Genomic DNA, 15077 nt, shown 5'->3' with positions numbered 1-15077 from the left:
CAAATGAAGGCATGAAAAAGAAGAAAATAGTTTTTATAATTGCTTTGAGTCTTTTTCTAATATATGCTGGTGTAGTTTTAATTGTTCCTAAAGAATTAGATCAAAAACATAATAAGGTAAAACAAAAAGGGCCTTATGATGTATCAGATAAAGCACTTGCGCTATATAATTCGCTTGACTTTATTTCTGACCTTCATTGCGATGCTTTGTTATGGAGCCGTGATTTGACTGTTAAGAATTCAGTTGGGCATGTTGATTTTCCAAGAATGCAAGAAGCGAATATGGCTTTGCAAGCATTTACAATTGTTACAAAATCTCCTAAAGGACAAAATTTTTCAGCAAATACTGCGGATGCTTTTGATAATATTACATTGTTGAATTTTGTACAAGCACGTCCGATATCTAATTGGTTTAGCTTGTTTGAAAGAGCGGTTTATCAAAGTAGAAAACTACATAATCAGGCCGATGATTTTAATAATGAATTTGTTGTTGTAAAAACTGCTGATGACCTTAAAAAACTTATCGCACTCAGAAAGAATAATTCTAAAATAGTTGGTGGTTTTTTAGGAGTTGAAGGTGGCCATTGTCTTGAAGGTAAAATAGACAATCTTGATAACCTTTATAATGAAGGAGTACGAATGTTGGCTCCTACTCATTTTTTTGACAACGAATTTGGAGGGTCAGCGCACGGTGTTTCAAAAGAAGGTTTGACAAAGTTTGGGAAAGATGTAGTTCAAAGAATGAATGAGTTGGGAATGCTTATTGATTTAGCACATGCCTCACCGAAAATGATAGATGATGTTTTGGCGCAAAGTCAAGATCCTATACTTGTTTCTCATACAGGGGTTCGTGGCACACTTGATAATTCAAGAAATTTATCAGATAAACATGTTCGTGAAATTTGGGAAAATGGGGGCTTAATCGGAGTTGCTTATTTTAAAGGAGCAGTTACGGCACCTCTCATCAAAGGAATTGTAGATGCAATGAAACATATTAAAACTATTGCTAGTGTAGATTGTATTGCACTGGGATCAGATTTTGATGGAAGTGCGACCACCCCATTTGATATTACTGGTTTACCATTGCTTGTTGAAGAACTATTGAATCAAGGGTTCAATGAACAAGAAATAAAAGCTATAATGGGCGAAAATGTTAAACGATTTATGCTACAAAATCTCAAGTAGCACATTTCAATACATGCTAACTTTCCGTTGCTAGTTTTAACCGTTCAGTTTCCCATCCGTGGTCAACATATTCCCAAGTAAAATCATTGCCAGTAATTTTCACTTTTACAAAACCTTCTCTTGTATTATGTCTTCTACCTTTCCAACCATTACCTGCAATTGAACCACCAGTAAGAAAATGGAAGCGATCATTTACCATTCCAAATTCCTTCCAATGGATATGCCCTTGAAGCACTAATTTTAAGTTGTGATTTTCTAGTAATTTAAAAACTTCTGGTGCGTTGTCAACTACACGACTATTGCCGCCATTCAATTGTGTATACGTACAAATCATAGGAATATGAGTGGTAATTACAATTGGTGTAGCCTTATCTATTTGTTCAATTTCATTTTTTAACCATTGTAATTGTTCTTGGTGAAAAGAAGATTTATATCTTTTATTCGGAGTTACATCTAATGAATTTAAAGTGATAAAATGCCATCCCTTATGAGTAAATGAATAATAACTTTTACCAAAATGTCGTTCCCACATTCCGTATTTGTAATCAGGATGATCTTCATTTTCTGGACTCTCTTCATAAATTGCAAACAAGTCGTGATTGCCTAAGCAATTATAAACAGGCATTTTAAAACCTTTAGCCATAGTAGCATAAAGATTGAATAGTGATTCACTTTTTTCATAATTACCGCGCATGGCATCATAAACTAAATCACCACCAGTTATTACAAAATCAGGATTCAATTCGTTTACCTTATCAATCGCCATTTGAAACCCAATTGGGGCATTCATTTCAGGTTTGATGTGAATATCAGTTAAAAATGCAAACTCAAAAGATTCTTCTGAATTAGTTTCTTCAGTAGCAGCTACATTTTGTTTGCACGAGCTTTGTAAAAATGGTACTGTTGCAGCAGCTAGGCTTGAATTGATTAGAAATTTTCGTCTGCTTAAATTTTTATTTTCAGCCATAATTTCAGTTTTATTCAATAGTCAATTCGCTATAATTTATAGGGTATATTACAAATATAGGGGTAAAGGCAAACTTCTCATTTCCGCTATTTTATCTCGTTTACATTAAATATTAACCTAGCAAGTTCGAATGCTACTATATATTTGTAATCAAGGGTAAAAATTCTTTACTATCAATTTTTGCTTTTTGTTTCACTTGACATTTGAAAAGATTAAAACTAACTACATGAAAAACTACCACAAATCAATTTTCAGATTCGCCTTTCTTTTGTTTGCTTTTTGTCAAACTGTTAACGCTCAAACTAAAGAACTTGTTGACTATGTAGATCCATTTATTGGCACCGATTTTTTCGGACATACTTTTCCTGGAGCTTCATTACCGAATGCGTTAGTGCATTTAAGTCCTGATATACATACTGAAGGCTGGACGTATTGTGCTGGTTATGTGTATTCTGAAAGTTCATTGATGGGTTTTAGCCACACCCATTGGAGCGGTGTTGGTATGGTTAATGGCGGTGAAATATTATTAATGCCTACTACTAGTACCAAGTTAAAGATAGTACCTGGTTCTTTAGAAAATCCTGATGAAGGCTATCGCTCTAGATTTGATCATGAAGATGAAATTGCTTCTCCGGGTTATTATTCCGTAAAGCTTAAAGATTATGATGTTACTGCAGAATTAACTTCTACGCAACGTGCAGGTTTTCATCGGTATACTTTTCCGAAATCAATGAATTCTAGGATAATTTTAGATGTAGGTCACCAAATAGGTGATATGACAAAAGGTGAACTTTCTGAATTAAAAATAATTGACAACAATCGTATTGAAGGTGCCAAAGCAGCCGGACTAGGAAAAGTATATTTTGTGGCAGAATTTAGTAAGCCATTTTTATACTATGGCACTTTTGATGCTAGTTATAAAACGCCAGAATCTGATGGAAGTGTTTTTCCATACAAAAATGCTGAGGCAGGTGATAAAATAGGCGCGTTTGTTCAATACCATACTGAAGAAAATGAACAGATTTTAGTCAAAGTAGGTATTTCATATACGAGTATTGAAGGTGCGCGAAAAAATCTACATCAAGAAATATCGGACTGGGACTTTGATGGAATAAGAGAAAACGCAAAGAAAATATGGAACAAAGAGCTTTCTAAAATAACGGTGAACGATGCCACTGAAGACCAAAAACAAATTTTCACCACTGCTTTATACAGATCCTTATTATCGCAATATATTTCGCAAGATGTAGATGGAAAATATTTTGGTTCAGACGGAAAAGTACATCAAGCAGATGGATTTGATTTCTATGGTTCTTTTTCTTGTTGGGATACTTATCGCACACAGCATCCATTAATGACATTAATATCACCTGAACATGTCAACGATTATATTAAATCAATTGCCGCCAAAGTAGAAAACTATAGTTGGTTACCTGCGCAGCATTTTTTAAATGTTTATGGTGAATCGATGGTTGGTGACCACTTGATTCCGGTTATTGTAGATGCTTATTTAAAAGGGTATCGTGATTTTGATATTGACCTTTTGTATAAAGCTATGCGCAAGAAGGCTTTAGAACTTCCGAAAGCACCGGTTCCGCATGAAGCAGGTAGATCAGGATTAACCTATTATCTTGAAAAAGGGTTTGCACCAATTGATAAGGTGACAGAGGCTGTGCCAAATACACTTGAGTTAGCTTATGATGATTGGTGTATAGCGCAATTGGCCAAAGAGCTTGGTAAAACAAAAGACTATGAGTTGTTTACAAAACGAGCATATAATTATAAAAATGTTTGGGACCCAAAAACGAAGTTTATGAGACCTAAAACATATGATGGTAAGTTTTTACCGGAATTAGGTGATAATGAACAGGAAATTGTAAAATTAGAAGACCATAGCTATTACAAATATTTTGACCCATTATTAGTTGGGCGTCGTCCAAACCGACATTATACTGAGTCTAATGCATGGCAGTATGTATGGTCTGTGCAACACGATACACAGGGTTTGATTAATCTATTTGACAACAAAAATCAATTTATTGATAAATTGGACACTTTTTTTGAAATGAGTCCAATTATTTCACCTCCCAAATATGTAGGTGTAGTTGGTACTATTGGTCAATATGTACAAGGTAATCAGCCTTCGCATCATGTTGCTTATTTATATAATTACGCAGGCCAACCATGGAAAACACAATATAGAGCAAGACAAGTTTCTGAAGAAATGTATAGAATAGGGCCAGGGGGTCTACCAGGTAATGACGATATGGGTTCACTTTCTTCATGGTATATTTTAAGTTCTATGGGTATCTACCCAATGGCACCCGGAAGTACTACTTATACTATTGGCAGCCCTCTTTTTGGGGAAGTAACCTTAAAGCTTGATAAGAATAAAACATTTGTAATTCGAGCAAAAAATAATTCTAAAGAGAATAAGTATATTCAATCGGCAACTTTGAATGGAAAGTCATTTGATAGAACATGGATTACTCATGATGAAATTGCCAAAGGAGGTACTTTGCAATTTAAAATGGGACCTCAGCCAAATAAAAAATGGGGAGTTGAAAATGTGCCACCGTCATTGACTAAAAATTAGAAACTTCAATTATTCTAACACTTTGATGCAAATTAGAAGTATTATGTGGGTTTTTAGTTAATATTTAATGTAAACCATGTAATATATAGGAAGTATAGAAGATCAAAAAAAAGTTTATTTGTGAAGGAAGGTTTGTGAACTAGCTATGTTGAATAGTCTATTCTAAACCATCATCGAATCATCTAAATTTCGATCTTTTATGAAAAAACGATATCACTATTGCATTTGGCTAATTTCACTTCTAATCGTATCATGTAACAATACAGAGAAAAAAGAAGAAGCGGTTTCTCAAATTCCTAATTATCAAGATGTACCTTATGTTCAAGATTTAAGTATTAAGTATAATGCTGAAGAAAGTGAGCTTTCACAGGTTCAAATGGATCGAAATGGTGTTATTCAGGTACTTTCTTCAGAAGGCCTACTTAGAACGCATGATGGGCAATTTTTATATCCGGGTACACTACTTAAAGACAAAACATATCGCCCGCTAACAGACAAAAATATAAGTGGACTTACTTTGTATAAAAATCAGTTTGTCTATTTAGATGATAAAGCGGTTTTTAGTAATGCATGGGCCGGAAGCCTTTATCTTTTACATGATTTACCCAAAGCTAAATTACTTACAGCTGGTGATAATTTTAATTTTTTAATTAGTGATGGTAAAGCGTTACAATTTCTTTCTAAAGATAAACCATCTTGGAAATCAAAAATTGACGATGAACTTATAGCGATATGGTACCAAGCTGCAAATAATATATTTTGGATTTTAGGTGAACATAGTATTTCAAGTTTTGATGCTTCCAATAATACGTTAAAAACAATACAGCAAGTGCAAAAATTAACCTCATTTGCGCTGCTAGAAGATAAATTAATTCTTGGCACTCCTAATGGATATTTTGAGTTAGATGCGAATACTGGCAAGCAAATTGGTGCTATTCAAAACAAGCTACCAGCCAACCAAATAACAACGATAGAAACTATTAATGGTGAGCTTTGGTTTGGCTCTAATGAGGGTGCTTTTAAACTACGTGAAGATGGTAAATTCGATTATTATTACGGGAAAAGATGGTTACCTAGTAATGATGTAAAACGAATTTCTGCTGGCAATGATGGGTCTGTTTTGGTTTTGACCGATGCAGGTTTAGGCCATATCATATTTAAAGAAATGACGCTGTATGATAAGGCATTGTACTATGAAAATCAAGTTAGAAATAGACATATTCGATTAGGCTTTAATGCCACTTTGGTTGATATGGATAATGGAAATTTTGATTCTGGTCGCCTTTCTGATTCTGACAATGATGGTTTATGGACTACCATGTATTTAGCTGGTGAAGTTTTTCGATATGCGGTAACCAAATCAGAAGATGCACTTCAAAATTGTAGAGAATCAATGGAGGCTATGGAACGATTGTTCAGTATTAATCCGGTCCCAGGCTTTCCTTCTCGTTCTTTTGAGCGTAGTGGCTACATTGAAAAATTGCACGATCCTGACCGGTGGCAGCATACAAACAATCCAGAATGGGACTGGAAATCAACCACCAGTAGTGATGAGGCTATCGGACATATTTTTGCATATGGTGTAATTGCAGAGCTAATGGAGAATGATTTAAAAGATCGCGCAATTACCTTAATTGACACTTTAATGAGTCATGTAGTTCGTAATGATATGTATATGATTGATTTTGATGGAAAACCTACCACTTGGGGAAAATGGAATCCTGAATATGTAAATGCGAGACCAAAAATGGTAGGCGATCGAAAAGTGAATTCATCGAATATTATTGCTATGCTACAAACTGCTTATCACTTTACCGGGAAAGAAAAATATAGGGAGAAAGCTTTTGATTTAATGGATAATCATGGGTATTTAGAAAACTTAATGCGGCCGATGAAAGAAGTTGCGCCTGCTCCGGAAAATGCAGATGATTGGAGTAAAATGCTTTCAGAATCATGGAATCATTCTGATGATGAAATGTACTTTGTAGGCTATTGGGGATTATACAATTATGCATTTAATGATTCACTCAAATTAAAATATAAAGAAGCCATTATTGATCACTGGGAGGCTGAACGACCTGAAAAAGAGGGTGCTTGGAATATTATGACCGCACTAACTGGCACAGCTGAATTTGATTTGAATGAAGCTGTATGGTACCTTAAAGAACACCCAATGGATATGGTTGCTTGGGATGTTAAAAATAGCCATAGAAAAGACATAGAATTGATAGAGCCAAACTTCAGAGAGCAGACAACTAAAGAAGTATTACCACCAGATGAGCGTCGAATCCAAAGACATAATGGCAACATGTTTACACTAGATGGGGGAGGTAATGGCAGAGAAGAATATTCTGCAGGTGATATCTGGTTATTACCCTATTGGATGGGTCGATATTTGGGTGTGATAAGCGCACCGCAACAGTAAAAAAAGGGCTCGTTCAGGAAAGATGTTTTCCACGTTTTTTCTTAAGTGAGGTTAGATAAAACTGAAGGAAATGGCTATTCAGAATACGAAGGCACTTTTTATCTTTTACCTTATTACTTCAATAAATACCACAATTTAATTCCGGAGTAATAGTGTGTATTAATAGTAAAATATGTTTTTATTTTACGTTTCGTTTTAACTTTAAATCATATTCTAGTTCAATGATATGTCGAATATGTTTATCAGCGATTTTTTGATGAACTTTGTCAAACTTCAAAATAGGAGTTCTTACGTTAGGAGTACTATAAATACCTTGTTTAAAAAGTAGGCGCTTAAAAAAGTGGATTGAAATATCAAGATGTTGATTTGAGAAAGCTAAAACAGGTAATATTTTATTAAATAATTCTATTGCTTCTTTTGTTTGGTCGTTCTGAAAACGTTGGTAGATTTCAGTATAAATATAATGCATTCCGGTTGGCATAAATGCATGTACACCTCTCTTAAGTCCTTCTATCATTTGAGAAACAGCCCAGCCCCCACTTAAATTTAGATGACCTTTTGTTAACTCTAAAATTCTTGAATATTTTACCCCTGCAGGCACTGTTTCAATTTTTAAGCAACGAAAGGCTTCGTGTTTTTCAAAAAGATTTGCTATTAAACTATCAGACAAACCATCGCCTGAAAAATCCCAATCTTGTAGCATAATCATTTCAGGACCTAAACTTGCTAATTCTGCAAATTGCGATTCAAATTGTGCGTCGTTTTTATATGGAATTTGGAATAGCACATTTTTGCATCCCAAGTCTAAATGCGATTGTAGTAGCTTTTTGCTTTCTTCAATTGTATGAGCACCAATGCCAGCTATAACTGGTATATTTTTAGATTCTTCAAGAACTGCAGCCACCATATTTAGCCGCTCTGTAGCTGATAATTTATATACTTCTGCAGCCATTGCAGGCACTAAGAATCCTGTAACTCCTGCTTCAATTGCATAGGTTACATTTGTTTTCAGTGCAGCTATATCTACAGTGTTATCTTTTGTAAACGGCGTGTTTAAAACGGTTACAATTCCGTGAAGTGGGTACAATTCTTTTTTCAAGTGTCTTGAATTATTTGTAAAACTCAATTGCTAGCTTCAACTCGTGCCAATTCGTTCGCACCGGGTTTATATCCATTAAGCGCATAATAGATTATAAATACATAGCACAATAGTGGTAATATATATGAAAGGTGTAAACCAATTGCTGGCATATCCGCTAGAACTCCTTGTAATAGGGGTAATATAGCCCCACCAACGGGTGCCATTACCAAAATACCGGAAGCTTTGTTTGTGTATTTACCCAAACCACTTACGGCCAAAGTAAAAATATTAGACCACATTATTGAGTTGAAAAGTCCAACAGCGAGCATAGCCCACATGGCAACATAACCGTTTGTAAGTATAGTTACAGCAAGCAAAAGAACTGAAGCCAAGGCTGAGGCACATAACACTTTCTGTGCACTTGCTTTTTGAAGAATTGCAGAACCTAAAAATCGGCCTATCATTAACCCTGCCCAATAAATAGGAATATAAGTAGCAGCTTTTTTCTCAGCAAAACCAGCAATATTTGCTTCACCTAAAAAGTTGACAATAAAACTGCCAATTGCGACTTCAGCTCCAACATAAAGCATTAATGCGATAGCTCCCAAACGTAGTTGTCGAAAACGTAACACATTGCCCTTTACTTTTACTCCATCCGTTTCCAATACTGTTGGCAATTTTAAGAAAAAGAAAATGGTAGCAATAACAAAGGCAAAAATAGCCAAGCCAACATATGGGCCTTCAACTGCAGCGGCCGCCTCTTTTGGAGAATTATAGTGTCCTAAAATCAAAAAACCTCCTGCTAAAGGAGCTAGGGTAGTGGCTAAAGAATTAATACCCTGTGCTAAGTTTAAGCGACTCGATGCTGTTTCTGGTTTTCCTAAAATAATAACATATGGATTGGCTACAACTTGTAGAATTACACTTCCTGTTGCCATGGTAAATAATCCGAATAGAAATAATGGATAGGAAACTGCCCATGATGCAGGTAAAAATAATAGTGCACCTAGGCCTATGGTTATCAAACCTATTGAAATACCTTTTTTATATCCAATGCGCTCAATGAGTAAACTCGCGGGAACTGCCATTAAAAAATATGCACCAAAGAAACAGAATTGAATGAGCATTGTTTCGGTATAATTCATCTCGAACAAACCTTTGAAATGCGGAATCAGAATATCATTAAGTGACACAATAGCACCCCAAATGAAAAAAAGTGTGGTCATTAGTGCAAAAGCACCTCGGTAGTTATTGGTTTGTGTAGCGTTTTTCAAATCGTTGATTTTTTTAAGTACTTATTGGATGGATAGGTTGAGCGTATCTTTGAGCTCTAAAACGAATATTTGTTTATACTCATTTGTCTGTTTTCCATCTATTATTCGAGATGCAGTAGCATGTGGGATATTTATATTGTAGGCCAATAATTTGCCATCTTGAGATACAACCAAAGCTTCTCGGTTCAAATTATTTGGGGTCAGTAAAATTGATTTTCCAAAATCTTTCGAAGAACCCACATAATTAGCATACACCTTTCCGTTACTAATACAAAACAACCATTGATCAGAAGGATGCCAACGAACAAAACTGGCATCAGCTGCGAAATTAGTGACCTGTTTCGGTTTCTTTTCTATTTCTTCAGCGCGATCCGAACCGTCAACCTGAATTACAAAAACCTGTAATATGCCTTTTTCATCTTTTGATAAATAGGCTATCTGTTTACCAGAATATGACCCTCTTACAATGCCTTCGTCCGATGTACTATGTGTCAACCTTTTTATTTGAATTCCTTTTGGAGGTTCTGGATATGTATTGGCATCGCCAGAATAGGCCGACTTAATCTCTACTGAATCTGATATTTCTGCTACAAATAAGGATGTCTCATAATCAATACCGTTTTCTGCTCTTACTTTTCCAATAAAGGCACGTTTGGATCCAAGAGAATCTACCCATGAATCGCCATAAGCTTTTTCTATTTCTCCTGGTTTTGATTCTCCTTTTTTAGTCGGTTTTAGCAATACAGCAAAATAATGATCGAATCCGTCAGGGGCATTTTTATTCGCTTCCATATAACCAATAGTACGATCATAATCTTGCTGTAAAAAGTCATCATATGTAAAACCAATTCGCTCCCCATTTCTAGAATATTCATGTCGGTGTGTTCCACCACGTTGTGCTCCTGAAGTCGTAGGTCTATCAGTAGCAACATCTCTTAAATCAGCTATTGAAAATTCACCATTTCCGTCAGCGCTAACTATTGCTCCATTTCTATTTCTTATATCATAATAGCCTCTTGTATCAATTTCATCTAGTTGAGGTCCATGAATAAAAATAACTTTGTTTTCTGTAGGATGGTACGAAACTGCTGCTACCCCAGGAGCCCCATTTTCTCCTGAAACAGATTCCGGTTGCCACAGTATCGTTTCTTCACCAGTGGCAATGGCAACTTTTTCTACGGACTTGCTATTTGCAAGATTAGTATTGAAGACCATATACCGTGTATCGTAACATAAAAACTGTCCGTCAGGTGAGAAATTATCATTATTATCCAAGGCATGGGTTTTTGCGTTGAAAGTGATTTGTTTTTCGGTCATTATGTTATTTTTAGACACTACTTTTTCTTTACAACTTATCATAAGTGTTAACACCAGAAATACTACAAAGCTCGAAATTCTTGAAGCGCTCATTTGTTAAGTTGTTTCTTTAATTGATGCTCGATAAAATTGAATCATTCATCTTTCAAATTAAAAAATGGTTTCTTCAACCATGATACAAAGTGTGTGATAAACTGGTAAATGATATTCTTGTACTGCTGCAGTATTGGTTGCCGGCACACAAATTGCTACATCGCAAAAGGCTTTTATTTTGCCTCCTGTTTCGCCCAACAAACCAATCACCTTCATGCCTAAGGCTTTTGCTGTGATGCATGCATCTAAAACATTTACCGAATTTCCTGAGGTACTTATAGCTAACAAAACGTCATGTTTTTTACCATAACCTAATACCTGTTGGGCGAAAATAAAATCACCACCAATATCATTTGAAATAGCGGAAATCAAACCTCCATGAGCATTTAATGAAATAGCTGATAAGCCTCTTTCTAATTTTGAAGCCAATAGTGCTCCTCTTTCTTTTGAGCTTTCTTGTAATTGGTTCGAAAATTCACTGGTTACCGGACGTTTTTTTGAAAAACTTTTCATTAGTTCTCCTACGATATGATCGGAATCGGAAGCACTACCTCCATTACCACATATCAATAACTTGCCTTCGTTTTGATAACAATCTATCAATTCTTCCCCCGCGTTTAATACTGCTTCACTACAAGATGCTAACGATGGATAGCGTTTTATTAATTTTTCGAGTACATCTTCTAATTTCATACTATTTTATTATCCTTCAATATGTTTTTTGACTGTAGATTTTCTACTGCATAGCAACACCTAATGCTGCATAATCACCTATTTTATCACCAAGTTTTGCAGGTAAAATGCGACAAACTTCTAGTGCTTCGGGTATCGCTTCTTTTTCAAGCACTTCATAAACCAAGGGTTTTAATAAGGCTTCGTTTCTAGCGTAAATGCTGCCGATTACAATGCATTCTGGGTTTAAAGTATCGATTAGTAGTGCCAGTGCTTTTCCTAAATATTTTGCTGATATATTTACAATTTCGAGTGCTGTTGTATCACCTTGTATTGCAGCAGTAAACACTGATTTAGCTGTTAATTTATCGAGATATTTTGTTGAAGAGCAAAACTCAACTGATATGTTATTTTGAAGCTTTTCTAGAACCACACTCTTAGCCAATTTTGCAATACCGCCTCCGCTACAGAATCCTTCAAACGATCCAGCTTTACCAAAACCTACGGGCCCGTCATCTGCTAAGCGTAGATGACCTACTTCTCCTCCAAGATCATTGGTACCTGAATAGATTTTACCATTTAAAATAAGTCCGGCTCCCATTCCTGTTCCGAAAGTTAGAAATATCATGTTTTCTGTTCCTTTTCCAGCACCCATCATCCATTCGGCTAAAGCACATGCATTGGCATCATTTTGAAGGGCAACATCAACACCGAATTCCTCTTTAAGAATAGCAACAATCGGAATATCAATCCAGCCAGGTAAATTAGGCGGTGATTTTATTAATCCCTTTTTTGAATTAAGTGGCCCACCACAGCTTATACCTATTTTCACTAAGTTTTTATGATTGTATTTTTCAAGAAGTTGATGAATATGAAGCTTGAATTCATTGATTATAGCGGTTGGTCCGCGCTCTACATTGGTTTCAAAAAACACCTTTTCGTAGATGTTGAATTCTATATCACTCAAAACAATAGCACATTTGGTGCCACCAATATCTAGGCCTATGTAAAAGGATGATGGTTTTTTGTTATGAGTTACCTGTGTCATTTTCTGCAAATTCTTAAATCAAACTAGAATTAGTGTGCTATAGTGAAAGTAATCAACTATTGTTTTAAAATCCAAACATCGGTCACTCGCGATTGCTTTCTCCAATTCAAATGTTCTTCGTCAGGTTTGTCAAAAGTGATTTTAAGTTTTCCGTCTTTTATAAGCTTCTTGTATAGAGGAAATTCTTTGAATTGCTCAAAGTCTTTTTCATATTTTGTTGGTTTCAAAAGTTGACCATTGGCCCGTAAAAGAGCTTCTCCATACCCTGAAACACGTATAATATAACTTGCATCGGGATCAAGTTCATTATATTCTAATGTTGGCGTAAATTGAAATAATTGGGTTGAAAGTCGTTTTCTACTTTTACCATTGTTTTCCCATAAAAAGTCAATTGCGTCATCAGTTTTAGACGTTACATGTTTCGCATCAGCACTAGAAATGTTATCATAAAAACTACCTTCACTTGGGTTTTCATAAGTCTTTAAAAACAATAATCTATTTAGTTTTTCTTCTTCTGTTTTTAGCTTTTCTATTTTTTTAAATTCATCTTCTAGCCACCATCTATTATTTAAAGGATGATCAATCAAATCGAGAATTGCACCTCGTTCGGTTCCACTTGCATTGTATTTTTCAACACTTGTTTGCGCACCTACAGATTTAAATAAAGCATCTGCATAATTAAAAACCTTCTTCTTTAAATCTTGTGAAACTGGTTCACTATCCGCCTTTTTTAAATGTTCAAGTGCATTTTGCATTGTTTTGTCTACACCCTTATTTTTGGCGTCAGCAATTAAATCATATACTTCTGATTCTAGATTTTTTTCATAGGTTAAACGGTCTTGAATATATGCATCATAATAGGCTCGCATTAGTAATTGTTGCCAGCGCCAATTATCTTGTAATTGTGGATTTTCATTTTCTAATTTTTGCCAATGTGATAATGTTTTTTTTACAATAGCATTTCCAATTAGAGGACCTTCCCAATTTTTTTCTAGATTTAAAATTCCGGTAGCAGCATCTTCTGCTATTGCTTCACCAAAGAAAAATCTACTGTATTCAAGAATTGTATTTTCAATATTAACCTTAGAATTCCAACCTAATTGGCTCCAAACAACTTTGTTTATATCATCATGTGAACCGTCAGAATAGGTAATAAAACCATCTGTAAACGATGCGTCTTGATTAAATAGTTTAGCATAATGATTTGGTTGTGGATTACAAGGTTCTCTTCCTAAAGTAAGCGCAAACGCTTGATCCCAATTTTCAACAGGATAGTGACAACGAACAGTGTGTGTAATATCTGGGTAAAAGCGATGTTTGTATTTTTCAGGAAGTAGTTCGCGTTCAACATCAATTGGTGGACTGCTTGGCCCATATACTAGCCCTTTAAGCCAATCTGGATTTTCAGTTTGTAGGTATTCAAAAAAATAGGATACTTTCTCTTCATTAAAACCTTGCAGTGATACCCATATACCAGCATCAGGATGGTGTTTTTTTAATAGTACAGATAGATCTTTTAGATATGGTATTAGTTTGGAAGGATGATTCTCACCAGGATCACCACCAGGTACAAATACACCATCAAGTCTTGGGCAACGAGCATAAAATGCTTCTTGTTCTTCCAAACCTTTTTGATGTGCATTCTGAATGGATAAATCATGTGGAGCAGGTGTCCAAACCCAATAATCAGCTTCATATTTGTCACAGATCTTACTTAATTCAACCTCCATTTCTTGAGGGTGAATTTTAAAGTGAACACTAGAGTTGGGGTTTTGAAATGGTATGTTCTCAAAACTGTTCGCACCAAAAAGTACTTGTTCACGAAAGTGCTGATCAAATTGTGCTACTGTCCACGAATCCCATGAATTTGCTGTATTTCGATAACCAAATTGATGTCCGCGCAATTCAAATTCTGGGGATTCAGAAATATCAATATTAGATGAAAGCGCAATCTTCTTCTCCTGCATTTTTGCAGTTCTTAATAGTTTTCCAATGCCATAAAGCAATCCTCTATTATCACTAGCAATAACCCAAATAATGTTTTTACCGTTTGTTTTTTCATATACCAAACGATAGCCTTCTTTTTTATATTCAGGTTTTTCTTCTGTTCTATTAGGTATTGAAAATTCATTAAGATTTTTGTCTTTGCTTAGCGAAAGTGCAATAAAGGTGTTCGTATTTAAATCGTTATTGGCAGCAAGTTTTAATTGTGTCCGTTTTTCTATTTCTTCTTTTAAAATTGTTGTAGCAGTTTCTTGAAAAGTATCTGTAATTGAAGTAGAAAAGATAATTGTTGCTTCTGATACATCTACTGTTTGATTTGTGTTTTGAGTACAAGAGATATAACTAATTGTCAATGCAAAGAGTACAAATCTTTTAAAACCGACTTTTATATTAAAATTTGATTTCATTTTAAATGT

The 15077-nt window shown here is 35.1% G+C and carries 10 protein-coding genes; 3 read left to right on the top strand and 7 right to left on the bottom strand.

Annotated features, from left to right (window positions below):
* Nucleotides 1-11: 11 nt before the first annotated feature.
* A complete protein-coding gene (locus JQC67_RS03255; RefSeq protein WP_203251431.1) occupies nt 12-1184 on the top strand; it encodes a dipeptidase in 1173 nt (390 codons plus the stop codon).
* A 16-nt stretch (nt 1185-1200) separates the two neighbouring features.
* On the opposite strand, the gene JQC67_RS03250 is transcribed toward JQC67_RS03255, so the two are convergent.
* Nucleotides 1201-2151, bottom strand: a complete 951-nt coding sequence (locus JQC67_RS03250) for a metallophosphoesterase family protein (RefSeq protein ID WP_203251430.1) — start codon at nt 2149-2151, stop codon at nt 1201-1203.
* 226 nt (nt 2152-2377) lie between these two features.
* Here JQC67_RS03250 and JQC67_RS03245 point away from each other — a divergent pair, with 226 nt between their 5' ends.
* Nucleotides 2378-4747 carry a GH92 family glycosyl hydrolase gene (locus tag JQC67_RS03245; RefSeq protein WP_203251429.1) on the top strand — a complete coding sequence of 790 codons (2370 nt, stop codon included), beginning with the start codon at nt 2378-2380 and terminating at the stop codon, nt 4745-4747.
* A gap of 199 nt (nt 4748-4946) precedes the next feature.
* Entirely contained in the window at nt 4947-7172 is a 2226-nt protein-coding gene (locus JQC67_RS03240; RefSeq protein WP_203251428.1) for a ligand-binding sensor domain-containing protein, read from the top strand.
* A gap of 178 nt (nt 7173-7350) precedes the next feature.
* Here the strand turns inward: JQC67_RS03240 and JQC67_RS03235 are convergent, their stop codons facing one another.
* The 6 genes from JQC67_RS03235 to JQC67_RS03210 form a co-directional block, all read right to left on the bottom strand.
* Nucleotides 7351-8271 (bottom strand): dihydrodipicolinate synthase family protein, encoded by a 921-nt coding sequence (locus JQC67_RS03235; RefSeq protein ID WP_203251427.1) that lies wholly within the window; start codon nt 8269-8271, stop codon nt 7351-7353.
* A gap of 23 nt (nt 8272-8294) precedes the next feature.
* Entirely contained in the window at nt 8295-9527 is a 1233-nt protein-coding gene (locus JQC67_RS03230; protein WP_203251426.1) for a sugar MFS transporter, read from the bottom strand.
* A gap of 21 nt (nt 9528-9548) precedes the next feature.
* Complete coding sequence (locus JQC67_RS03225; RefSeq protein ID WP_203251425.1) at nt 9549-10844, bottom strand: DUF3748 domain-containing protein; 1296 nt, start codon at nt 10842-10844, stop codon at nt 9549-9551.
* A gap of 150 nt (nt 10845-10994) precedes the next feature.
* Nucleotides 10995-11630 (bottom strand): D-sedoheptulose-7-phosphate isomerase, encoded by a 636-nt coding sequence (locus JQC67_RS03220; RefSeq protein WP_203251424.1) that lies wholly within the window; start codon nt 11628-11630, stop codon nt 10995-10997.
* Between the two features lie 43 nt (nt 11631-11673).
* The gene (locus JQC67_RS03215) at nt 11674-12657 is read right to left on the bottom strand and encodes an ROK family protein (RefSeq protein WP_203251423.1); all 984 of its coding nucleotides are present in this window, start codon (nt 12655-12657) and stop codon (nt 11674-11676) included.
* A gap of 56 nt (nt 12658-12713) precedes the next feature.
* Nucleotides 12714-15068 (bottom strand): hypothetical protein, encoded by a 2355-nt coding sequence (locus JQC67_RS03210; RefSeq protein WP_203251422.1) that lies wholly within the window; start codon nt 15066-15068, stop codon nt 12714-12716.
* Between the last annotated feature and the right edge of the window lie 9 nt (nt 15069-15077).

Source organism: Aurantibacter crassamenti, assembly GCF_016811105.1.
Taxonomy (GTDB): Bacteria; Bacteroidota; Bacteroidia; order Flavobacteriales; family Flavobacteriaceae; genus Aurantibacter_A; species Aurantibacter_A crassamenti.
This window is presented reverse-complemented; position numbering and strand designations above follow the sequence as displayed.

Excerpts from the sequence above, each read along its gene's own strand:
- JQC67_RS03255 (WP_203251431.1), top strand. The coding sequence starts at position 12 with ATGAAAAAGAAGAAAATAGTTTTTATAATTGCTTTGAGTCTTTTTCTA.
- JQC67_RS03250 (WP_203251430.1), bottom strand. The coding sequence starts at position 2,151 with ATGGCTGAAAATAAAAATTTAAGCAGACGAAAATTTCTAATCAATTCA.
- JQC67_RS03245 (WP_203251429.1), top strand. The coding sequence starts at position 2,378 with ATGAAAAACTACCACAAATCAATTTTCAGATTCGCCTTTCTTTTGTTT.
- JQC67_RS03240 (WP_203251428.1), top strand. The coding sequence starts at position 4,947 with ATGAAAAAACGATATCACTATTGCATTTGGCTAATTTCACTTCTAATC.
- JQC67_RS03225 (WP_203251425.1), bottom strand. The coding sequence starts at position 10,844 with ATGACCGAAAAACAAATCACTTTCAACGCAAAAACCCATGCCTTGGAT.
- JQC67_RS03220 (WP_203251424.1), bottom strand. The coding sequence starts at position 11,630 with ATGAAATTAGAAGATGTACTCGAAAAATTAATAAAACGCTATCCATCG.
- JQC67_RS03215 (WP_203251423.1), bottom strand. The coding sequence starts at position 12,657 with ATGACACAGGTAACTCATAACAAAAAACCATCATCCTTTTACATAGGC.
- JQC67_RS03210 (WP_203251422.1), bottom strand. The coding sequence starts at position 15,068 with ATGAAATCAAATTTTAATATAAAAGTCGGTTTTAAAAGATTTGTACTC.